Here is a 20842-nt window from a genome sequence, read left to right as displayed (position 1 = left end):
GAGAGGAGGTACCAGGCGGGGGCTACTTGTCGGTAGAACCGGCCGGTAACTCGCGATGACCATGAGCATGCCATGCGTTTGGGCAGGGACCCCTCACAATTCGGCCACATCCCAAAGTGACCTGTATTACGGCGAGTTCACGTCACGGCGGGCCGAAAGGGGACGTGAAAGCGAGGCTCAGGAGCCGGCCAGGCAGGTGCCGCCGAGGCGGGTCAGCAGGGACGACAGCTGTGTGATGTCCTCGGCGTTCAACGCCGGGGCGGCGAAGACCTCGATGGCGGTCTCCTCGGCCGTCGCCAGCATCTCCTGCAGCCGCCGTCGGCCCGTCCCGGTCAGCGACGCGTAGGCCACGCGCGCGTCCCGGGCGTCCGCCTCACGGGTCACCAGCCCGATCCGCTCCAGTGGCGCCAGCCCGCGCGTGACCCCGGAGGCCGTCAGGCCCAGTGCCTCGGCGAGGTCGACCCGCCGCATGCGGCCGCCGGGCGCCTGGCTCAGCCGGAGCAGCACGGTGAAGTCGGCGAGGCTCACGCCGTGCAGCCCACTCAGCCGGGAGTCGAAGCGCCGCACGAGCGCCGCCTGGGCACGTACCAGTCGCAGTGCCGCGTCCAGGGCGTCACACATGGCTGCTCACTGCCCGCTCCCGGTGTCCTCGCCGTAGCCACTCATTGCCTTCTCCTTGAGTGCTCAAGTTTATGCGCCGTTCGAACGTGCCGCGCGCCGCTGCCGCTTGCCCATCGGCGCCTGGGAGAGGTCCTCGGCGGTGGAGCGGAGGTTCTTGAAGCCGTAGCCGCGCTCGGTCAGCCAGGCCTTCGCCGCCTCCTCGGCTCGTTCGGTCGCCTCCAGGATGTCCTCTTCTTCCTCCCCGGTGTCGGAGAAACGGAAGACGAAAGCCGGCCGGGCGGCGATGTCGTAGGTGAGGTTGCCTTCGGGGGTGAACGCGGCGCGCAGTACGTCGTGTTCGGCGGCATCGGCCAGCAGGTCGGCCCGCTGCGCGTCGGTGAGGCCGTCGAAGGCGCCGCGGACGGTGATCCGGAAAGTGCGAGTGCTCATCCCGTGACCATAGGCACAGCGGGCCTCGGTCTCCACCGGATTTCCGAACGGGCCGGGCCTCCTCGGCACCGCCACTCACCTGAGCCTTCCACCCGACGCGAACCGGACGGCCGCGGTTCGGCTGCCCGGGGCTGGAAGCGTCGCGGCGCAGCTCGGCTCCTCCGGCGAGCGCCTACCCTGGAGCCGCAGGCAGCGAGCCGACCGACTGCCGTGGCCCGTCCGGGAAGGCGGTGGCGTTCCATGCGGTACGTGGCGGTGAGCGCGCTGAGCCACCCCGGGCTGCTCCGCGAGCGGAACGAGGACAGCCTCGTGATCGGGCCGTGGACCCTGTGCGCCACGGTGACGGAGAGTCCGCAGACCCTGGTCTTCCCGCTGGGCACACCCCTCGTCGTCGCCGTCGCCGACGGGCTCGGCGGGCATCCCGGCGGCGACGTGGCCAGCGCCCTGGTCGCCCGCCGAATCGCGTCCGTCGGCCCCAACCTGAGCAGCGAGGACGCCGTCCGCGACGCCTTGCACGCGTGCAATCGCGCCGTGTACGCGGCCGCCGGCGGCGAGAAGGAGACCGAGCTCGCCGCCATGGGCACGACGGTCGCCGGCATCGTCGTGCAGCCGGACTCGCTGCTGGCGTTCAACGTGGGCGACAGCCGGGTCTACGCAGCTTCCCGCGACGGGCTGCGCCAGGTGAGCGTCGACGACAGCCCTCCGCTCGAACCCGGACAGCACACCACGTCCATCGTCACCCAGTGCCTGGGCGGCAGCCCCTCGTACCGCGCCGTCCAACCCCATGTGACGGCCCAGGCCCTGTCTTCCGGCGACCGCTACCTCATCTGCACCGACGGTCTGACCGATCCCCTGCCGGCGGATGTGCTCGACGAGGTGATGCGGGAGCACGACGACGGCCGCGCGGCCTTCGAGCTGTGGAAGGCCGCCATCGCCGCGGGCGGCCCCGACAACATCACGCTGGCGGTCGTACGCATCTCCGACGAATAGCTCACGGCCGAGGAAGCGATCACGGCCGAAGACTCACGACGGGAACTCCCCCGACGGAAAGCCGTATCGCCCTTGCAACCGGACGAAGCACGCAGAGATCAGAACCCGCACCTGCGCCAGCCCCGATGCGGTGCGCTCGAAGCAGACCACCAGCTCGTGCCCGCCCGGCCCGATCGGCTGCACCAGGCGGCCACCCGGGCGCACCTGCGCGGCCAGTGGCGCGGGCACCTCCGGGAACGCCGCCGACACGAGGACGGCGTCGTACGGAGCCCGGTCCGGCACACCGCCGCTGCCGTCGCCGACCCGCAGCTCCACGTTCCGCACGCCCTGACGCGCGAGGTTCACGCGCGCCCGGCGGGCTATGTCCGGCCGCATCTCGATGCTGACCACGTCCGCGGCCAGCCGGGCGAGCAGCGCGGTCTGGAAGCCCAGACCCGTACCCACCTCCAGGACCTGCTCCGACCCGTCCAGATCAAGGCCCTCGATCATCATGGCGGACAGCGAGGGCTGCGTGGTGACCTGTCCCTGACCGATGGCAACGGGTACGTCCCGGTAGGCGGCGGCCAGCTGATCGGCCGGGACGAATCCCGCCCGGGGCGTCGTCCGCACGGCCTCGAGCAGTCGCTCGTCCCCGACCCCGGCGGCCACGAGGGCCCGCACGAGATCGTCCGGTTGTCCGGGTACGGACTTCACGGCCTGGTTCACCGCACCACCAGGTGGCGACGCCTACGGTGGAGACATGACCGAGATCGTCGTCTACGAACTCGACAGGCCTGGGGCAACGCGCTCCACCACGGGACCGACGAGTGGCGCGGAACGGCACGTCCGCCGGGTGCACGCGGCACCGGCGGCACCCGGGTCGCACACGGCCGCGGGACCGCGGACCCTCTGCGGCAAGGACACCTTCGCCATGGAGACGACCGGCTGGAAGCCCTCCGACCACCCGGGAGCGCCCTGGTACCCCGAGGAACACGCCTCGGTGGTCTGCCCGGACTGCGATGCCGTGATGGAGACCTGACCGGCGTACCGGCTGCCCGGTGCCACCGCGCCCACCGTGTTCCCGCCGCTCACCCGCGTTCCACGTACTCCTTGAAGTGCTCCAGATCGCCGCGGACGAGGCGTTCGATCGCGTTCGTCTGGGCGAATCCCTTCGGGCCGCCGAAGGTGACCCGGACCGTGTCGGGGTCGTACTCCAGGCGTGCCTGGATCCGGGTGTGGTTCTGGTCGATCGGCAGCACCGAGAAGGAACCCATCAGCTCGGGGCCGCCTCTGGTGAGCCACTCCATCAGGTGTTCGCCGCGGTCGGTGACCTCGGCCTCGACCTCCCGGGCCCGGCCGCCCGCCTCGACCTCCAGATGCGCCCGGCCCCCCGCCTCCTTACGCGCACCCCGCACCCCGTCCAGGAAGCGCGGATAGTTCTCCACCCGGTGCAGCGTCTCCCAGGCCCTGCCGACCGGAACCCCGACGTCGACGTGCAGTTCGAGGGTGCTCATGGCCCACCTCCACGTGCAACTCATGACGCATGGCCTTCCGCTTCCAGTGTGCGCCCTGCGGGGACAGGTGGTTGAAGTCGGGTGTGATGCCGCCGCGCGTGATGCGCCGGTGCCGTCGGTCGGGCGTACCGTCAGGCCGGTGACGTCTCCGGCAGGCGCCGCTCCAGTTCCGCCAGCCTCGTGCGCAGCGCCTTCTCCGTGTTGCGCCGCTCCGTCACCTCGCGCATGATCGCGGAGATTCCGGCCACCCGGCCGGTCTCGTCGCGCAGAAGCGCCACCGTGAACTCGATCGACAGGCGGTGGCCGTCCCGGTGGGTGGCCGGCACGCCGAGCAGCTTGTCGCCGTACCGGGTCTCGCCGGTCGCCATCGTGTGCCGGTAGCCCTTCCCGTGCCGATCCCGCAGTTTCTCCGGGATGATCAGGTCAAGGCTGTGGCCGACGGCTTCGGCCGCGGAGTGGCCGAACATGCGTTCCGCTCCGGCGTTCCACACCCGGATGATCCCCTCCGGGTCGGCCACCACGATGGCCTCGGACGACTCCCGCACGATCGCCCGGGCCAGCCAGGCCTCCGGCTCACCGACTCCGACTGTCGCATTGTTCGCGTCGCCCACGGCGTCTTCCCTCCTCTTGGCGCGCGCCCGACGGACCGCGGTCGCGGGCATGTGCCGGGCGCGCCTGTCGTTGATCGGCACCGCCGACAGTATGGCGTGCGCATCCTGAATAAGGAATACTGCATACAATGTCCGTCCCTGTGAAAGGAGCCGCTCCATGCTGTTCCGGCAGCTCGAGTACTTCGTGGCGGTGGCCAGGGAGAAGCACTTCGCGCGGGCAGCGGATGCCTGCTACGTCTCTCAGCCCGCCCTGTCGATCGCCATCGCCAAGCTGGAACGGGAGCTGAACGTCACCCTGATCAACCGGGGGCACAACTTCGAGGGCCTGACCCCGGAGGGCGAACGGCTCGTCGTCTGGGCCAAGCGGATCCTCGCCGAGCACGACGCGTTCAAGGCCGAGGTGGCCGTCATGCGGTCGGGCATCACCGGGACGCTGCGGCTGGGGACGGGACCCACCGTGTCGACGACGACGGCGCTCCCCGTGGCCGCGTTCTGCGCGATGCACCCGCTGGCCAGGGTGAGGGTCTGCTCCCGGCTGTCCTCCGCGGAGCTGGTCCGGCAGCTGCTCGACTTCGAACTTGACGCCGCCATCGCCCACTTCGGCCCCGACGACCGGGAGGGTGTGGACGTGGTGCCGCTGTACGAGGAGCAGTACGTGCTGCTGGTGCCCGGTGAGCACATGGTGCCCGCGCGCTCCACCATCAGCTGGGCGGAGGCGGCCGAGCTGCCGCTGGCGCTGCTCTCCCCGGACATGCGTTTCCGTCAGTTCATAGACAGTGCCTTCGAAAGCGCCGGGGCCGTGGCGACCCCCCAGGTGGAGACGGACTCCGTCGCCGCCCTCTACTCCCATGTCGCCACGGGCGCCTGGGCGAGCGTCGTCCCGCACACATGGCTGAACACCATGCCGGTGACCGGCGGTACCAGGGCCGTCCGGCTGATCGGGCCGGACGCAAGGGCGCCGATCTCGGTGGCGATCCGCGCGGCGACTCCCGGTTCGGTCGCGGCGAGGGCATTCCTCAACGTGGTCGCGGGGCTGTCGCTGGACGAGGTTTTCGTGCCCGAGTGGCCGGAGAGCGCCGCCGGGGCAGGCGCCTCCGAGGAATCCCACGGCGGGCAGTTCGCCGAACTCCGCGGGGCGGGCTGACGGGGGCGCCTCCGGCGACCGGCGGGGAGCCCCCTCGCACACCGCCGCCGGCCGATGTCCCGGGCGCGCCGTGGCGCACTCGGCCGACCCATGTCCACCTCGATAAACGCCGTAAATCAGCTGGTTGGCAAAAGATCTTGGACGCGTCGGTCTCCCGGCGCGGATCGTGAGTCACGGAAAACGAACTGGGCGACCCTCTAGGGAGGATCCGGACCATGACGGACGCTGTCACACAGGACTCGGGGGCGGAGGGCGCCGACGAACCGGCCGCTTTGACCGACGGGATCCATCTGGTCGTCGACGCACTCAAGCTCAACGGCGTCGAGACCATCTACGGGGTCGTCGGCATCCCGATCACCGACCTGGCTCGTCTCGCGCAGGCGTCGGGCATCCGCTACATCGGGTTCCGGCACGAGAGCGACGCCGGGCACGCCGCGGCGGCGGCCGGGTTCCTCACGCAGAAGCCAGGCATCTGCCTGACGGTGTCCGCGCCGGGCTTCCTCAACGGCCTCGTGGCGCTCGCCAACGCCACCACCAACTGTTTCCCGATGGTGCAGATCTCCGGGTCCAGCGAGCGGCACCTCGTCGACCTCCAACGGGGCGACTACGAGGAAATGGATCAGCTCGCGGCCGCCAGGCCGTTCGCCAAGGCGGCCTACCGAGTACACCGGGCCGAGGACATCGGCCGCGGCCTCGCCCGCGCGCTCCGTACCGCGATCTCCGGACGCCCGGGAGGGGTCTACCTGGACATCCCGGCCGCGGTGCTGGGCGAGGTCATCGACGCCGAGAAGGGCGCCGCGTCGCTGTGGCGGCTCGTCGACCCGGCACCGCGCCAGCTGCCGCAGCCCGAGGCCGTGGACCGCGCGATCGAGCTCCTCGCCGGCGCCGAGCGGCCGCTGGTCGTGCTCGGCAAGGGCGCGGCGTACGCGCAGGCCGACGAGCCGATCCGGGAGTTCGTCGAGACCACCGGCATCCCCTACGTACCCATGTCGATGGCGAAGGGCCTGCTGCCCGACGACCACCCGCAGTCGGCGGCCACCGCGCGCTCGCTGGCGCTGAAGAAGGCCGACGTCGTCATGCTGGTCGGCGCGCGTCTCAACTGGCTGCTCGGCCACGGCGACGCGCCCCAGTGGAGCCCGGACGCCAAGTTCATCCAGGTCGACATCGCGGCCAACGAGATGGACAGCAACCAGCCCATCGCGGCCCCGCTCGTCGGCGACATCGGCTCCGTGATGGAGGCTATGGTCGAGCGCGGCAAACCGGGCCGGATCACGGCCCCGGCGCAGTGGCGCGAGGAACTCGCCACCCGCTCGGCGCAGAACGTCACCAAGATGGCCGGCCGCCTGAAGGCCGCCGAGACGGCGCACCCGATGAAGTTCCTGGGCGCGCTGCAGGCCATCCGCGACGTGCTGCACGAGAACCCGCGCGCCTATGTCGTCAACGAGGGCGCCAACGCGCTGGACCTGGCCCGCAACACCATCGGCATGCAGGCGCCGCGGCACCGGCTGGACAGCGGCACCTGGGGCGTCATGGGCATCGGCATGGGCTACGCGATCGCCGCCGCCGTCGAGACCGGCGACCCGGTCGTCGCCATCGAGGGCGACAGCGCGTTCGGGTTCAGCGGCATGGAGATCGAGGCGGTGTGCCGCTACAACCTGCCGATCGTCACCGTCGTACTCAACAACAGCGGTGTCTACCGCGGTGACGACCCCTCCGCCTCCGACGACCCGGCGCCGACCGCTCTGAAGGCCCGCCACGACCTCATGATCCAGGCGTTCGGCGGCAAGGGCTACCAGGCGACGACACCCGCAGAGGTCGCCACCGCCCTGCGTGAGGCGCTGGCCGCCGGCGGTCCGGCGCTCATCGACTGCGTGATCGACCCGACGGACGGCACCGAGAGCGGCAACATCGCGCACCTCAACCCCAAGGGCATCACGGCCAAGCACTGACCACGTATCGCCATCACCGTATCGAGACGATTCACAAAGGAAAGCGAACATGTCTGAACTGCCCCTCTCCGGGATAAAAGTGATCGACTTCACCGGTGTGCAGGCCGGCCCGGCCTGTACCCAGATGCTCGCCTGGCTCGGAGCCGACGTCCTCAAGGTGGAGCGCCCCGCCGGCGGCGATGTGACGCGCAATCAGCTGCGCGACCTCCCCGACGTCGACGCGCTGTACTTCACGATGCTGAACAGCAACAAGCGCTCCCTGGCCATCAACACCAAGTCCCCCGAGGGCCGGGACGTCATGGAGAAGCTGATCCGCCAGGCCGACATCCTGGTCGAGAACTTCGCACCGGGCGCCATGGACCGCATGGGCCTGGACTGGGAGACGCTCCAGGAGTGGAACCCGCGGCTGATCTTCGGCTCCGTCAAGGGCTTCAACGAGGACTCGCCGTGGAACGACCTCAAGGTCTACGAGAACGTGGCCCAGTGCGCCGGCGGTGGTGCGTCCACCACCGGATTCTGGGACGGCCCGCCCACCGTCAGCGGTGCCGCCCTCGGTGACAGCAACACCGGTATGCACCTGCTCATCGGGCTGCTCACGGCGCTGATCGACCGTGACCGGACCGGCAAGGGCCAGAAGGTGGCGGTGTCCATGCAGGACGCCGTGCTCAACCTGTGCCGGGTCAAGCTCCGTGACCAGCAGCGCCTGGACCGCGTGGGCTACCTGGAGGAGTACCCGCAGTACCCGAACGGGGAGTTCGGCGAGGCCGTGCCGCGGGGCGGCAACGCAGGCGGCGGCGGTCAGCCGGGCTGGGTGCTGAAGTGCAAGGGGTGGGAGACCGACCCCAACGCCTACATCTACTTCACGGTCCAGGAGCAGAACTGGAAGCGGACGGCCGAGGCCATCGGCCGCCCCGAGTGGGCCGAGGACCCGGAGTACAGCACCGCCAGGGCCCGGCAGGCCCACATCTTCGAGATCTTCGAGGAGATCGAGAAGTGGCTGGCCGACAAGACGAAGTACGAGGCGGTCGACATCCTGCGCAAGTGGGAGGTGCCCTGCGCCCCCGTGATGAGCATGAAGGAGATCGCCGAGGACCCCGCGCTGCGCAAGAGCGGGACGGTCGTCGAGGTCGAGCAGAAGGGCCGCGGGACGTACCTGACGGTCGGCAGCCCGATCAAGTTCTCCCGGTTCCAGCCCGACATCAAGGGTGCCCCGCTGCTCGGCGAGCACACCGACGAGGTCCTGCGCGAGCTGGGCTTTGATGCGAGTGCCGTCGCCGGGATGCGTGACAAGCAGATCATCATCTGAACCACGGCGTGACAGAGCCGGCCCGGACACTGCTCCGGGCCGGCTCCTTGCTGTCGTCGGAGTAGTTTCGATGGTCTGTATACTGAATACAGTATTCGTCGATGGGTGTTACCATGATCGAATCTCCCCGACACGCGCTGCTGGTCCTTCCCGCCCGGCGTGCCACGGTGTCCGGTGCGCGGCACTTCACCGAGACGCTGCTGCGCCAGTGGTGCCTGGGTGAGGACGACACCTGCGCGGCGGTCCTCGTCGTCGACGAGCTGGCGGCCAACGCGGCCGAGCACGGTCACCACCACATGGCGCTGCGCCTCAGCCTGGACCGGGACCTCCTGCACATCACGGTGCGCGATCACGGAGGAGGCGTCCGGCCGCACTCCGACGGCGATCCGGACGAGCACGGCCGTGGTCTGCGGATCGTGGGCGCGCTCGCCACGCGGACGGAGATACGGCGGGACGCCACGGGCTGGCGTGTCGCGGTGGAGCTGCCCGTCACCTGTCCCGGGACCCGCACGGCCCGCACGTAGGCCCGGGAACGCCCGTAGCGGCCGGACACGACGGTGTCCGGCCGCTGCACGGGGGCGGAGCGTCCCCGCAGCACGGGAGGCGTAGCCCTCCGGTCTCGGTCAGGGCTGCCTCCCGGGCACGAGGGCCTTTCTGGTTCGCCGGCGCGGATGTCGCACTCCGCACCAGGTTCAGAAGGCCCTCGCTCATTTGAGGATCACAGGACGCCTAGCCCGTCACCGTCACCCGACGTGCGGCCGGGGGCGCCTCGCGCCGGCCGTCGGTGCTGAGCGCGTGCAGGATCTCCTCCACGCTCTGCTTGGCGTCGCCGAAGAGCATGCTGCTGTTCTCGCGGAAGAACAGCGGGTTCTGCACGCCCGCGTAGCCGGAGGCCATGGAACGCTTGAAGACGATGACCTGCTCCGCCTCCCAGACCCGCAGCACCGGCATGCCGGCGATCGGGCTGCTCGGGTCCTCGGCCGCGGCCGGGTTGACGGTGTCGTTCGCGCCGATGACGAGCACGACCGAGGTGTCGGCGAAGTCGTCGTTGATCTCGTCCATTTCCAGAACGACGTCGTAGGGCACTTTCGCCTCGGCCAGCAGCACGTTCATGTGCCCGGGCAGGCGCCCGGCGACGGGGTGGACGCCGAAGCGGACGTCGACGCCCCGCTCGCGCAGCTGTCGCGTCAGCTCGGCGACCGGGTGCTGGGCCTGGGCGACGGCCATGCCGTAGCCGGGGGTGATGATCACTGAGCGGGCCTGGGCGAGCATCTCGGCCGCCTCCGCGGCGCGCACCTCGCGGTGCTCGCCCTGTTCCTCCTCGCGGCCGGTCGGCGCCTCGATGCCGAAACCGCCCGCGATGACGGAGATGAAGGAGCGGTTCATCGCCTTGCACATGATGTAGGACAGGTAGGCACCGGAGGAGCCGACCAGCGCCCCCGTGACGATGAGCAGGTTGTTGTCGAGCAGGAAGCCGGCCGCGGCCGCCGCCCAGCCCGAGTAGCTGTTCAGCATGGAGACGACGACGGGCATGTCGCCGCCGCCGATCGAGGCGACCAGGTGCCAGCCCAGCGCCAGCGCCAGCACCGTCACCGCGATCATCAGCGGCAGGTCCGGGCTGATGGTGAACCAGACCGTCAGCGCGACGAAGGCACCGAGCGCGCCGAGGTTCAGCGCGTTCTTGCCCGGCAGCATCAGCGGACGGGAGTTGATCCGCGCCGAAAGCTTCAGGAACGCGACGATCGAGCCGGTGAAGGTGACCGCGCCGATGAAGATGCCGATGAACACCTCGGCGTGGTGGATGCCCAGCAGGTCGGCGCCGATCCGGGTCTGCGCCTTGCCGTGCGACTCCACCTCCAGGTAGCTGTTCCAGCCCACCAGCACCGCGGCGAGGCCGACGAAGCTGTGCAGCACCGCGATCAGTTCGGGCATCTGCGTCATCTCGACCCCGCGAGCCCGCCACAGGCCGATCACCGCGCCGAGCGCCATGGCCAGCACGATCAGGGCCACGGCGCCGGCGGTGATGCTCTGCGCCGCCACCACGATCGTGGCGACCAGCGCGAGGACCATGCCGGCGATGCCGTAGACGACGCCGGCGCGGGAGGTGCGGTGCTGGGACAGGCCGGCCAGGCTCAGGATGAACAACAGGGCGGCGACCAGGTCGGCCGCGTGGGAGGCCGTCATGGAGGTCATCTCGGCTCAGCCTTTCGAGAACATGGACAGCATGCGGCGGGTGACGGCGAAACCTCCGAAGACGTTGACGCTCGTCAGCAGGATCGCCACGAAGGACAGCGTGGTGACGATCCGGCTCTCGTGTCCGATCTGCAGCAGGGCGCCGATCACGACAATCCCGGAGATCGCGTTGGTCACCGACATCAGGGGTGTGTGCAGCGCGTGGTGCACCTTGCCGATGACGTAGTAGCCGATCACCACCGCCAGTGCGAACACGGTGAAGTTCTCGGCGAGTTGCGCGGGGGCGAAGGCCGCCAGCAGGAACATCGCGAGCATGCCGAGCCCGATCAGGCCGAAACGTCCCGCAGGCGTCAGCCTCGGTTTCTCGGGCTCGGGCTCGGGCTTGGCGGGCTCGGTCGCGGGCTGCACGGCGGGCGCGGCCGAGACCGCGACGGGCGGCGGCGGCCAGGTGACATCGCCGTCCCGCACTACGGTCACGGCCCGCTGCACGACGTCGTCGAAGTCGATCGCCAGCTGCCCGTCCTTGCCGGGCGTGAGCAGCTTGATCAGGTTCACCAGGTTGGTGCCGAACAGCTGCGAGGCCTGTGCGGGCAGCCGGGAGGCGAGGTCGGTGTAGCCGATGATGGTCACGCCGTTGTCGGTCACCACCGCCCGGCCCGCGACCGTGCCCTCGACGTTGCCGCCCTGGGCGGCGGCCATGTCGACGATGACGCTGCCCGGCTTCATGACGGCCACGTCCTCGGCCGTCAGCAGGCGCGGCGCCGGCCGGCCCGGGATCAGCGCGGTGGTGATCACGATGTCCGCGTCCTGGGCCTGCTCGTGGTAGAGCTCGGCGGCGGCACGGTCATAGTCGGCGGTGGTCGCCTTGGCGTAGCCGTCGGTGCTCGCCTCCTGAGCGACGTTCACCGGGAGGTACTCGCCGCCGAGCGACTTCACCTGGTCCGCGACCTCCGGCCGCGGGTCGGTGGCACGCACGATCGCGCCGAGGCTGGAGGCGGCGCCGATCGCCGCCAGACCGGCCACACCCACGCCGGCCACCAGGACCTTCGCCGGCGGCACCTTGCCCGCCGCGGTCACCTGGCCGGTGAAGAAGCGTCCGAAGACGTGCGCAGCCTCGATAACCGCGCGGTAGCCGGCGATGTTCGCCATCGAGGACAGCACGTCCATCGACTGTGCGCGCGAGATGCGCGGCACCGCGTCCAGCGCGAGCGCGCTCACGCCGGCGTCGGCGAGCGCCTGCAGCAGCTCGGGCTTCTGTGCCGGGGCCAGCAGGGCGACCAAGGTCGCGCCCTCCCGCAGCCGGGCGATCTCGGAGACGGAGGGGGCGTTCACCTTCAGAACGACATCCGCGCCCCAGGCCTCGCCGATCTCGGCGCCGGCATCGACGTAGGCCTGGTCGGCGAAGTCGGAGGCCTCACCGGCACTGGGGTCGATCACGACCTCGTAGCCGAGCCCCAGCAGCAGACGCACCGTCGCCGGGGTCGCCGCGACGCGCGTCTCCCCGGGCACGGACTCGGCGACCACGCCTACGCGCTGGGGAGGATGGTGTGCCGGTTCTTGATCAGCCATGTCCTGTATCTCTCTTCGGAGGAGGGTTCGAGGCGGGGATGTGCGTGCGGGGCCGTGGTACGGAGCCGTTCTCCTTCGGTCGCTGGAACCTACCCGTCAGACGGATACGGGCCAACGCCGGCCGTCGTCAACGGGCCGCAGCGGAAGCGCTCGATCGGGCGAGCATAATAAGGATCGAATACTGTATGCAATAGTTGCTTCTCGGGTCATCTGGTTACGCAGCGTTGGTGGACATGCGCGGAAGGGACTGAATACAGTATGCAGTCTCCAATCGAGAGGAGCCCTCATGAAGATCGCAGTCCTCGGGGCCGGCGCGATCGGCGCGTACGTCGGTGCCGCTCTGCACCGGGGCGGTGCCGAGGTTCACCTCGTCGCCCGCGGTGAGCACCTGCGTGCCATGCAGGCCGACGGGGTCCGGGTCAACAGTCCGCGCGGCGACTTCACCGCCCGGCCGCACGCCACGGCCGACCCCACCGAGATCGGCCCGGTGGACTACGTGTTCCTCGGGCTGAAGGCGCACTCGTACCCGTCCTGCGGGCCTCTCATCAAGCCGCTGCTCGCCGATCACACGGCGGTCGTGGCCGGCCAGAACGGCATCCCCTGGTGGTACTTCCACCGGCTGGCGGGGCCCTACGAGGGCCGTCGCGTGGAAGCGGTCGACCCGGGCGGTGCCACCAGCGCGGTCCTGCCGCCCGAACGGGCCATCGGCTGTGTCGTCTACCCGGCCACCGTCATCGAGGCGCCCGGAGTGATCAAGCACCTGGAAGGCACCCGGTTCTCCCTCGGGGAGCCCTCGGGGCACATCTCCGAGCGCTGTACGGCGCTGAGCGAAGCCCTGGTCGCCGGTGGCCTGAAGGCGCCGGTCGAGGCGAAGCTGCGTGACGACATCTGGATCAAGCTCATGGGCAACGTCGCGTTCAATCCGCTCAGCGCGCTCACCAGGGCGACCATGGTCGAGATCTGCCGTCACCCCCGAACCCGGCGGCTGGTCACCCAGTTGATGGAGGAGACCCTCGACATCGCGGCCAGGGTCGGCAGCAAGCCGGACATCTCCATCGAGAAGCGGCTGCGCGGTGCCGAGGGGGTCGGCCACCACAAGACCTCGATGCTGCAGGACCTGGAGGCCGGCAAGCCGCTCGAACTCGACGCCGTGGTGGCGGCGGTGGTCGAGATGGCCGACATCACCGGCGCCGAGGCGCCCACCCTGCGGGCCGTCCACGCGGCGACGGACCTGCTCGCGCAGCGCAACGCGTGAGCCGCCGACCCGTGCAGAGGTATTGCATACTGTATGGAGTCTACGCATCCTGATTAGATGGCATCCATCCAGGCGCAGACGCCCACCGCAGACCAGGCCCTCGGCATCCTCCTGACGGGCAATCAGCGTTTCGTCGACGGAGACCCCAGGCACCCGAACCAGGACGCCGCGCGTCGCGCCGCTCTGGCGCCCGGGCAGCATCCCTTCGCCGTGGTGTTCGGATGCTCCGACTCACGACTGGCCGCGGAGATCATCTTCGATCGCGGGCTGGGGGACCTCTTCGTGGTGCGTACCGCCGGCCACGTACTGGGTCCCGAGGTGCTCGGCAGCATCGAGTACGGCGTGGGCCAGCTGGGCTGCCCTCTCGTGGTGGTGCTCGGACACGACGCGTGCGGAGCGATCCGTGCCGCACGCACCGCCCTGGAGGAGGGCCTGGCTCCGGCCGGGTACGTGCGCGATGTCGTCGAGCGCGTCACGCCCAGCGTGCTGGCCGCGCGTGCCGCGGGGCTGAGCGAGGAGCCCGACATCGTGGACGAGCACATACGGCACACCGTGGACCTGCTGCTGGACCGCTCGCCCGCGCTCCTCGGCGGGCAGACCGCGGTCGTGGGCCTCTCCTACCATCTCGACGACGGACGGGTACGGCTGGTCACCAGCCGTGGCCTGGACGACATCGCCGCCGCCTGAGCCGTTCGGGCTCCTCACACACCACACCGCCTCATCTCCCGTCAAAGAGAAGGGAGATGAGGCGGTGTCATGCATCCGGGGCGTTCGTCAGCTGGCCGAGGCCTCCTGTGGCCGCCGCAGCAGCTGAACGGCGGCGACGACCGCGGGATCCAGGCCGTCCGCCCCGGCGCCCACCAGCTCGATCAGCCGACTGCGCATCCGGGGGTCCCAGAACCGGTGGATGTGGCCCGCGATCGCCTCGGCGGCCCGGTCACCGGGGACGTGCCGGAAGTTCGCGGCGATCTGGTTCGCCATCCGCTGCTCGGACGGCACGGCGGCGGCCATCTCAGTCCACCCTCGCGAGCAGATCGGTCTCCACGGACTCCGTGGCGTGCCGCCCGAGCGGGTGGGCGAGACCGACCTGTACGGCGGTCACCTTGTACTCCGGGCAGTTGGTCGCCCAGTCCGAGTTCTCGGTGGTGACCACGTTGGCGCCGGTCACCGGATGGTGGAACGTGGTGTAGACGACGCCCGGCGGCATCCGGTCGGACACCCGCGCCCGCAGCGTCGTAGTGCCGACCCGGCTGGCCAGCGTCACCATGTCGCCGTCGGTGATGCCGCGGTTCTCGGCGTCCAGCGGGTGCAGCTCCAGCACGTCCTCGGGGTGCCAGGCCACGTTGCCGGTGCGTCGCGTCTGCGCCCCGACGTTGTACTGGCTGAGGATGCGGCCCGTGGTCAGCACCAGCGGGAAGCGCGAGGTGGTGCGCTCGTCCGTCGGCACGTAGGCGGTGACGACGAACCTGCCCTTGCCGCGCACGAACGCGTCGACGTGCATCGTCGGCGTGCCCTCGGGCGCCTCGTCGTTGCACGGCCACTGGACGCTGCCGAGCCTGTCCAGCACCTCGAATGAGATGCCCTTGAAGGTCGGTGTGACCTGGGCGATCTCGTCCATGATCTGGCTCGGGTGGTCGTACGCCATGGGGTAGCCCATGGCGGTGGCGATCTCGCAGACGATCTGCCACTCGTGCTTGCCCGTCTTCGGCTTCATCACCGCCCGCACCCGGTTGACCCGGCGCTCGGCGTTGGTGAAGGTGCCGTCCTTCTCCAGGAACGACGCGCCGGGCAGGAAGACGTGCGCGAACTTGGCCGTCTCGTTGAGGAACAGGTCCTGCACCACGACCAGGTCCATGGCCGCCAGCGCGGCACTGACGTGCTGGAGGTTCGGATCGGACTGGGCGATGTCCTCACCGTGGACGAACAGGCCCCGGAAGGAGCCGTCGATCGCCGCGTCGAACATGTTGGGGATCCGCAGTCCCGGCTCGGGCAGGAGGGTACGGCCCCACAGCTCCTCGAACACGGTACGGACCGCGTCGTCGGAGACATGGCGGTAGCCGGTGAGCTCGTGCGGGAAGGAGCCCATGTCACAGGAGCCCTGCACGTTGTTCTGGCCACGCAACGGGTTGACGCCGACGCCGTCGCGGCCGAGGTTGCCGCACGCCATCGCGAGGTTCGCCATCCCCATGACCATCGTGGAGCCCTGGCTGTGCTCGGTCACCCCGAGGCCGTAATAGATCGCCCCGTTGGGCGCCGCCGCGTACAGCCGGGCGGCGGCCCGCAGTTCGTCGGCAGGCACCCCGGTGACGGTCTCCGTGGCCTCCGGGCTGTTCTCCGGGAGGGCGACGAACTCCGCCCACTCGTCGAAGCCTTCGCAGCGGTCCGCGACGAAGGACCGGTCGACCAGGCCCTCGGTGACGATCACGTGCGCCATGGAGTTGACGACCGCGACGTTCGTGCTCGGCCTGAGCTGCAGGTGGTGCGCGGCCTCGATGTGCGGCGAGCGCACCAGGTCGATGCGGCGCGGGTCGACCACGATGAGCTGCGCGCCCTCGCGCAGGCGGCGCTTCATCCGGGAACCGAACACCGGGTGGCCGTCCGTGGGGTTGGCGCCGATCACCATGATGACGTCGGCCTTCGCCACCGAGCGGAAGTCCTGTGTGCCGGCCGACTCGCCGAAGGTCTGCTTCAGCCCGTACCCGGTGGGGGAGTGGCAGACCCGGGCACAGGTGTCGACGTTGTTGTTGCCGAAGGCCGCGCGCACCATCTTCTGGACGACGTAGACCTCTTCGTTGGTGCACCGCGAGGAGCTGATGGCGCCGATCGAACTCGGGCCGTGCATGTCCTGGATGGCACGCATCTTCCGGGCGACCGTCTGGATGGCCTCGTCCCACTCGACCTCGCGCCACGGGTCCGTGGTCCTCTCGCGGACCATGGGCTTGAGTTTGCGGTCGGGGTGGGTCGCGTAGCCGAAGGCGAAGCGGCCCTTGACGCAGGAGTGGCCCTCGTTCGCCCCGCCGTCCTTGTACGGCACCATCCGGACCAGTTCGTCGCCGCGCAGCTCCGCCTTGAAGGAGCAGCCGACGCCGCAGTACGCGCAGGTCGTGATCACCGAGCGGGACGGCATGCCGAGCTCGACGACCGACCGCTCCTGCAGCGTCGCCGTCGGGCAGGCCTGCACACACGCGCCGCACGAGACGCATTCGGAGTCCATGAAGGCCTCGCCGGCGCCCGCGGCCACCTTGGAGTCGAAGCCACGGCCCTCGATGGTCAGCGCGAACGTGCCCTGCACCTCGCCGCACGCGCGCACACATCGCGAACAGGCGATGCACTTGGACGGGTTGAAGTCGAAGTACGGGTTGCTCAGGTCGGGCGCGGCGTCGAGGTGGTTCTCGCCCTCGTAGCCGTACCGCACCTGGCGCAGCCCGACGACACCGGCCATGTCCTGCAGTTCGCAGTCGCCGTTGGCCGAGCAGGTGAGGCAGTCCAGCGGGTGGTCGGAGATGTACAGCTCCATGGTGCCCTGGCGGAGCTTCTCCACCTTGGGGGTCTGGGTGCGTACGACCATCCCGTCGGCGCACGGCGTGGTGCAGGACGCCGGCGTGCCGCGGCGGCCGTCGATCTCCACCACGCACAGGCGGCAGGAGCCGAACGGCTCGAGGCTGTCGGTGGCACAGAGCTTGGGGATGTCGATGCCGGCCTGCGCGGCCGCGCGCATGACCGAGGTGCCCTCGGGCACCGTGACGGGCAGTCCGTCGACCTCGACCGAGACGGTCGCCTCGCCGGGCCGTTCCGGGGTTCCGAAGTCGGGTTCCTTGAGCAGTGTCATGCCGTGCCCTCCTTCCTCACGAGGAAGTCGTCGGAGAAGTGTGTGACGGCGCTGCGCACCGGCATCGGGGTCAACCCGCCCATGGCGCACAGCGATCCGTCGGTCATCAGCTCGCAGAGGTCCTCCAGCAGGGCGAGGTTCTCCTCGCGCTGCTCGCCTGCCGTGATCCGGTCGATCACCTCGACGCCGCGCACCGAACCGATGCGGCAGGGCGTGCACTTGCCGCACGACTCCGCGGCGCAGAACTCCATCGCGAAGCGCGCCTGCGCGGCCATGTCCACCGAGTCGTCGAAGACCACGACACCGCCGTGGCCCAGCATCGCGCCGGCCGCCGCGAACGCCTCGTAGTCCATGGGCAGATCGAACAGCGAAGTCGGCAGGTAGGCGCCGAGCGGCCCGCCGACCTGCACCGTGCGTACCGGGCGCCCGGTGAGCGTGCCGCCGCCGTAGTCCTCGACCAGTTCGCGCAGGGTGACGCCGAACGCCGTCTCCACGATGCCGCCGTGCGCGATGTTGCCGCCGAGCTGGAAGACTTGCGTGCCGCGCGAGCGCTCCACGCCGAGCTCCTGGTACGCCTTCGCGCCGTTCGCGAGGATCACCGGCACCGTGGCGAGGGTGAGGACGTTGTTGACGGCGGTCGGCTTGCCGAACAGCCCCTCGATCGCGGGGATCGGCGGCTTGGCGCGGACGACACCCCGCTTGCCCTCCAGGCTCTCCAGCATGGAGGTCTCCTCGCCGCAGATGTACGCGCCGGCACCGACGCGCACGTGCAGCTCGAAGGTGAGGTCCGAGCCGAGGATCCGCTCGCCGAGCCAGTTGTTCTCACGCGCGATCTCGATCGCCGCGCGCATCGTGGCCACGGCGTCCGGGTATTCCGAGCGGATGTAGAGGTATCCCTCGCGCGCGCCGACCGCGTGGGCGGCGATCGTCATGCCCTCGATCAGCATGAACGGGTCGCCCTCCATGACCATGCGGTCCGCGAAGGTGCCGCTGTCGCCCTCGTCGGCGTTGCAGCAGACGAACTTCAGCTCGCCGGCGCAGTCGAGCACCGTCTTCCATTTGATGCCGGCGGGGAACCCCGCCCCGCCCCTGCCGCGCAGACCGGACTCGGTGACCGCGGCGACCACGTCGGCGGGCGGGAGCTGAAGCGCCGTGCGCAGTCCGGCGAGGCCGCCGTGTCGCTCGTAGTCCTCGGGGGAGAGCGGGTCGGTGACTCCGACCCGGGCGAAGGTGACCCGGTTCTGGCGGGCCAGCCAGGGGAGACGGTCCACGACGCCGAGCCGCAGCGGGTGGTCGGCGCCGTCCAGAAGACCGGCGTCCATGAGGCCGGAGACGTCCGTGGGGGCGACGGGGCCGTAACCGATCCGTCCCTCGGGCGTGACCACCTCGACCAGCGGCTCCAGCCAGAGCATGCCGCGGGATCCGTTGCGCACCAGCTCGACCGGCCGGCCCCGATCGGCGGCCGTCTTCCGTATCGCCTCCGCGACCTTGTCAGCGCCGACGGACCGGGCCGCCGAGTCGCGCGGGACGTACACCGTCACCGGGGAGTTCGAAGCCCGCGTCATGATGCGACCGCCTCGTCGAGGATTGAGCGCAGGCGATCCGCGCTCATGCGTCCCAGCACCTCGCCGTTCACCTCTACGGACGGGCCCAACGCGCAGTTGCCGAGGCAGAAGACCTGCTCCACGGTGACCGAACCGTCGGCGCGGGTCTCCCCGAGCGCGACGCCCGCCCGGTCGCGGGCACAGGTCACCAGGGCGCCCGCACCGAGCGCTTGACAGGCCTCGGCGCGGCAGATGCGCACAGTCGTACGGCCGGCGGGCTCGCGGCGGAAGTCGTGGTAGAAGGTGACCACCCCGTGCACGTCCGCCCGGGAGAGGTTGAGCTCCTGGGCGAGAAGGGGAACGGCCTCCTGCGGTACATGCCCCAGTTCGGACTGGATGGCGTGCAGTATCGGCAGCAGCGGACCGCGTTGGCCGCGATGGGCGGCCACGATCGCACTGATGGCGGCCTGCGTCGTCACGTCACTGACGCTCGTCGTCACTGTTCCTCCCCTGATCGTCGCGCATGTGTGAATCCCTTGGCTTGATCGGATGGATCCACGGGGTGGTGATCGACGAGCTCGGCCGGTTCCTGGCCGCCCTGCTCGTACGGCATGAGCGCCCCTGTGGTTGTCCACGACTCATCGAATACTGTATGCAGTCGTCAATGCCGGCGTCCACCGTCGAGAACGCCTGGACGGTCAGGCGAGCGCTTCTGTGCCGACCGGATCGACGGTCGCCGAGACCACGGCGGGCAGGGTGGCCAGCCACTCAAGGACGGTGCCCAGCGCGTCGGTTCGCCTGCCGCCCTCCCGGCCGAGCCCCGCGCTCGCCGGGACCAGTACGGGGTCGGCGCAGACGGTGGACGTTCCGCTGCCGCGCGGGCCCGCGCCGTTCGGCCGGGCGGGCACGAACAGACCCGGAGCGTCCGCCGGGACCAGCCAGAGAGCCGGCCTGTCGCTGTCGTCGGCCGGCCGGGAGGACCAGATGTAGCTGTCGGCCTCGCCTGCCGCGACGACGTTGCGTTTCCGGGCGCGGAGCGCCACCACGTCGCCGGTGTGCGTCGCGGTCGAAACCGTCGGCGAGGCCGTGCCGCCCGGTCCCTGGCCGTCGCGGACGTCGGTCAGGGCGAGGGTGCTGAGGTGATGTCCGGCGGCGATCTTCCGGCGTACCCATGGAGTGCCGTACGCCTCGATCAAGGCGGCGGCGGCGTAGTGGGACCGGAGGACGGTGCCGGTGGCCGGGCAGGCGCGGGACACCTCGGTCACGACCTCGGCGGCCTCGACGAGTCCGAGGCCGCCGCCGCCGAGGTGGGCGGAGACGGTGAGTCCGAGCAGTCCTGCCTCCCCGAGGGCGACCACCGAGGCGCGGGGAAACCTCCCGTGCGCGCCGGTCTGCTCGGCGGAGGGCTCGATGGTGCTGCTCAAGACGTAGGAGAGGGCGGAGCGGTACGACATGGAGCGGCTCCCAGAAGTCCGGGCCAGCGGGGAGTGTGCTGAGCCTCCCCTCGTGGATTGCATACTGTATGCCATCCCTCGGGCTATGCCACCCCTTTGCTCTTTCTTGAGGAAAACCTCAACTTCCAGCGTGGGTCGTTTGGATCACGCAACGGCTAGGGTCCCGTCTACTGCATACAGTATTCACTTCCTGTTGCCGCCCTGTCGCAGTCCGCGACGAACGAGTGAGGTGACTCGGTGACCATCGCGATCAGCAAGCCCACCACTGACACCAAGGCACTGGACGGTGTCCGTGTGCTGGACATGACGCACGTCCAGTCCGGGCCCTCCGCGACCCAGCTGCTCGCCTGGCTGGGCGCGGACGTCATCAAGCTGGAGGCGCCGACCGGCGACATCACCCGCAAACAGCTGCGGGACCTGCCGGACGTCGACTCCCTCTACTTCACGATGCTCAA

Annotated in this window: 21 protein-coding genes; 9 read left to right on the top strand and 12 right to left on the bottom strand. The window is 70.1% G+C overall.

Features of this window, described 5'->3' with window-relative positions; all coding sequences use genetic code 11:
* Positions 1–177 precede the first annotated feature (177 nt).
* Positions 178–621: a MarR family transcriptional regulator gene (locus AB0M27_RS29585; RefSeq protein ID WP_365725941.1), complete on the bottom strand. Its 444-nt coding sequence runs from the start codon at positions 619–621 to the stop codon at positions 178–180.
* A gap of 69 nt (positions 622–690) precedes the next feature.
* Positions 691–1050, bottom strand: a complete 360-nt coding sequence (locus AB0M27_RS29580) for a DUF6204 family protein (RefSeq protein WP_365725939.1) — start codon at positions 1048–1050, stop codon at positions 691–693.
* Between the two features lie 240 nt (positions 1051–1290).
* Here AB0M27_RS29580 and AB0M27_RS29575 point away from each other — a divergent pair, with 240 nt between their 5' ends.
* On the top strand, positions 1291–2040 hold the full coding sequence (locus AB0M27_RS29575) for a PP2C family serine/threonine-protein phosphatase (protein WP_365725936.1): 750 nt from the start codon (positions 1291–1293) through the stop codon (positions 2038–2040).
* A 33-nt stretch (positions 2041–2073) separates the two neighbouring features.
* On the opposite strand, the gene AB0M27_RS29570 is transcribed toward AB0M27_RS29575, so the two are convergent.
* Positions 2074–2745 (bottom strand): protein-L-isoaspartate O-methyltransferase, encoded by a 672-nt coding sequence (locus AB0M27_RS29570; RefSeq protein WP_365725934.1) that lies wholly within the window; start codon positions 2743–2745, stop codon positions 2074–2076.
* 34 nt (positions 2746–2779) lie between these two features.
* On the opposite strand from AB0M27_RS29570, the gene AB0M27_RS29565 reads away from it, so the two are divergent.
* Positions 2780–3058 carry a hypothetical protein gene (locus AB0M27_RS29565; protein ID WP_365725932.1) on the top strand — a complete coding sequence of 93 codons (279 nt, stop codon included), beginning with the start codon at positions 2780–2782 and terminating at the stop codon, positions 3056–3058.
* A 49-nt stretch (positions 3059–3107) separates the two neighbouring features.
* On the opposite strand, the gene AB0M27_RS29560 is transcribed toward AB0M27_RS29565, so the two are convergent.
* Both AB0M27_RS29560 and AB0M27_RS29555 read right to left on the bottom strand, forming a co-directional pair.
* A complete protein-coding gene (locus AB0M27_RS29560; RefSeq protein ID WP_365725930.1) occupies positions 3108–3533 on the bottom strand; it encodes an SRPBCC family protein in 426 nt (141 codons plus the stop codon).
* 131 nt (positions 3534–3664) lie between these two features.
* Entirely contained in the window at positions 3665–4225 is a 561-nt protein-coding gene (locus tag AB0M27_RS29555) for a PAS domain S-box protein (protein WP_365725928.1), read from the bottom strand.
* Positions 4226–4301: 76 nt separating this feature from the next.
* On the opposite strand from AB0M27_RS29555, the gene AB0M27_RS29550 reads away from it, so the two are divergent.
* The 4 genes from AB0M27_RS29550 (at position 4302) to AB0M27_RS29535 (ending at position 9067) form a co-directional block, all read left to right on the top strand.
* Positions 4302–5288 carry a LysR family transcriptional regulator gene (locus AB0M27_RS29550; RefSeq protein ID WP_365725926.1) on the top strand — a complete coding sequence of 329 codons (987 nt, stop codon included), beginning with the start codon at positions 4302–4304 and terminating at the stop codon, positions 5286–5288.
* Between the two features lie 215 nt (positions 5289–5503).
* Positions 5504–7237, top strand: coding sequence for an oxalyl-CoA decarboxylase (oxc, locus tag AB0M27_RS29545; RefSeq protein ID WP_365725924.1), 1734 nt, complete (start codon positions 5504–5506; stop codon positions 7235–7237).
* A 49-nt stretch (positions 7238–7286) separates the two neighbouring features.
* Positions 7287–8543, top strand: coding sequence for a formyl-CoA transferase (frc, locus tag AB0M27_RS29540; protein WP_365725922.1), 1257 nt, complete (start codon positions 7287–7289; stop codon positions 8541–8543).
* A 113-nt stretch (positions 8544–8656) separates the two neighbouring features.
* Positions 8657–9067: an ATP-binding protein gene (locus tag AB0M27_RS29535; RefSeq protein WP_365725920.1), complete on the top strand. Its 411-nt coding sequence runs from the start codon at positions 8657–8659 to the stop codon at positions 9065–9067.
* 205 nt (positions 9068–9272) lie between these two features.
* On the opposite strand, the gene pntB is transcribed toward AB0M27_RS29535, so the two are convergent.
* Positions 9273–10736, bottom strand: a complete 1464-nt coding sequence (gene pntB / locus AB0M27_RS29530) for a Re/Si-specific NAD(P)(+) transhydrogenase subunit beta (protein WP_365725919.1) — start codon at positions 10734–10736, stop codon at positions 9273–9275.
* A 6-nt stretch (positions 10737–10742) separates the two neighbouring features.
* Positions 10743–12305, bottom strand: a complete 1563-nt coding sequence (locus AB0M27_RS29525; protein ID WP_365725916.1) for a Re/Si-specific NAD(P)(+) transhydrogenase subunit alpha — start codon at positions 12303–12305, stop codon at positions 10743–10745.
* 286 nt (positions 12306–12591) lie between these two features.
* Here AB0M27_RS29525 and AB0M27_RS29520 point away from each other — a divergent pair, with 286 nt between their 5' ends.
* Together AB0M27_RS29520 and AB0M27_RS29515 are read left to right on the top strand one after the other, a co-directional pair.
* Positions 12592–13560, top strand: coding sequence for a 2-dehydropantoate 2-reductase (locus AB0M27_RS29520; RefSeq protein WP_365725914.1), 969 nt, complete (start codon positions 12592–12594; stop codon positions 13558–13560).
* 57 nt (positions 13561–13617) lie between these two features.
* Positions 13618–14247 carry a carbonic anhydrase gene (locus AB0M27_RS29515; protein WP_365725912.1) on the top strand — a complete coding sequence of 210 codons (630 nt, stop codon included), beginning with the start codon at positions 13618–13620 and terminating at the stop codon, positions 14245–14247.
* 87 nt (positions 14248–14334) lie between these two features.
* Here AB0M27_RS29515 and AB0M27_RS29510 read toward each other — a convergent pair whose 3' ends face one another.
* The 5 genes from AB0M27_RS29510 to AB0M27_RS29490 all read right to left on the bottom strand — a co-directional run bounded on the left by AB0M27_RS29510 (position 14335) and on the right by AB0M27_RS29490 (position 20387).
* On the bottom strand, positions 14335–14571 hold the full coding sequence (locus tag AB0M27_RS29510) for a formate dehydrogenase subunit delta (RefSeq protein WP_365725910.1): 237 nt from the start codon (positions 14569–14571) through the stop codon (positions 14335–14337).
* 1 nt (position 14572) lies between these two features.
* Positions 14573–17389, bottom strand: a complete 2817-nt coding sequence (gene fdhF, locus AB0M27_RS29505; RefSeq protein ID WP_365725909.1) for a formate dehydrogenase subunit alpha — start codon at positions 17387–17389, stop codon at positions 14573–14575.
* Positions 17386–18954: an NADH-quinone oxidoreductase subunit NuoF gene (locus tag AB0M27_RS29500; protein ID WP_365725907.1), complete on the bottom strand. Its 1569-nt coding sequence runs from the start codon at positions 18952–18954 to the stop codon at positions 17386–17388. Before AB0M27_RS29500 ends, fdhF begins: the two co-directional genes overlap by 4 nt.
* Positions 18951–19412, bottom strand: a complete 462-nt coding sequence (locus AB0M27_RS29495; protein ID WP_365725905.1) for a formate dehydrogenase subunit gamma — start codon at positions 19410–19412, stop codon at positions 18951–18953. Before AB0M27_RS29495 ends, AB0M27_RS29500 begins: the two co-directional genes overlap by 4 nt.
* Before the next feature lie 219 nt (positions 19413–19631).
* Entirely contained in the window at positions 19632–20387 is a 756-nt protein-coding gene (locus tag AB0M27_RS29490; RefSeq protein ID WP_365725903.1) for an acyl-CoA dehydrogenase family protein, read from the bottom strand.
* Positions 20388–20690: 303 nt separating this feature from the next.
* Between AB0M27_RS29490 and AB0M27_RS29485 the strand changes: the two genes are divergently transcribed.
* Positions 20691–20842, top strand: a 152-nt coding sequence (locus AB0M27_RS29485; RefSeq protein WP_365726005.1) for a CoA transferase, incomplete at its 3' end; no start/stop codon positions are given.

This window comes from Streptomyces sp. NPDC052107 (assembly GCF_040680215.1).
In the GTDB taxonomy this organism is placed as follows: domain Bacteria; phylum Actinomycetota; class Actinomycetes; order Streptomycetales; family Streptomycetaceae; genus Streptomyces.
The sequence above is the reverse complement of the archived record's forward strand: the minus strand, read 5'-3'. Positions and strand labels throughout refer to the sequence as shown.